We start from the raw sequence: 1,017 nt of genomic DNA on the forward strand, positions 1-1,017 counted from the left end.
AAAATTTACATTTAAGGGAGATCTCGTTGGTGAAAATCTCAAAGAATGTAAAACATTTTTATAATTCAATTTTTGTAAACATATCAGAAATAAAAGGTAAGTTAATTCCAAATAATAAACTAAAGAAATGGGTAAGTTATGGAGATAGTATTACTGCAACGAATGGATGGCAACCAGAGGTTTCTAAAGAGTTGTGTTTAAACCATATTAAAAGAGGTATTGGTGGAACCACAATAGCAGAAAATGGCTCGATTGCTTGGATAGATGCAGAAGGGAATTTTAAAGCGAGACCACCACGCCAAAAGCAACCTAAAGGTACAATAGAAATTTCATCAAGTATGTGTAATATTGAAAGAATTAATGCAATGATTCCACTCGATACAGAAATATTGACAATTATGGGCGGAACAAATGATTATGGAACAAGTATTCCATTGGGAGATGGCTTCCCGTCAAACGAAAACCCAAATTTTGTAGAAACTACATTTATGGGTGGTTTATGTTCAATGATTGAAAATATCCAATCTAGAGTACCTTACTGCAGGATAATACTTATGACACCTATTCCAAGATATCACAATGGATTATATGAACAGAGAAACAAAGCAGGGTTATTAACATCTGATTACGCAAAGGTAATACAGAAGGTAGCAGCATTTTATGCACTTCCATGTCTTGACCTTAATTCAATGGTTGGATGGAATAAACTCAATGGTAGTTTTTATTTAAAAGATGNNAGTTAGATGTAACCTGCCTAAGTTTAATAATTTTAACAACAGATCCGCTACATTTTACGCTCAATTTTAGTGATTTACGAATAATTAATTCGAAAGTTTACTATTTTATACAAATGAACCGCAGTTATAGAAACAAAAAAAGACCCACAAAAAGTCGATCATGTTGTTTTTGCGTGCTTTAGTTGAATATGAGAAGTTAAAGTTCTTCATTAACGAAAGATCTTAAATGTTCCAAAACTATAAAGACCAGTTTCTATTAAATGAACTGGTCTTTATCTTA

The 1,017-nt window shown here is 32.0% G+C and carries 1 protein-coding gene; it reads left to right on the forward strand.

The window, feature by feature from the left end; genetic code table 11:
- The first annotated feature begins 29 nt into the window (after nt 1-29).
- On the forward strand, nt 30-743 hold the full coding sequence (locus tag V7056_RS20700) for an SGNH/GDSL hydrolase family protein (RefSeq protein ID WP_499704271.1): 714 nt from the start codon (nt 30-32) through the stop codon (nt 741-743).
- Nucleotides 744-1,017: the final 274 nt, after the last annotated feature.

The organism is Bacillus sp. JJ664, from assembly GCF_036962205.1.
Lineage (GTDB): Bacteria > Bacillota > Bacilli > Bacillales > Bacillaceae_G > Gottfriedia.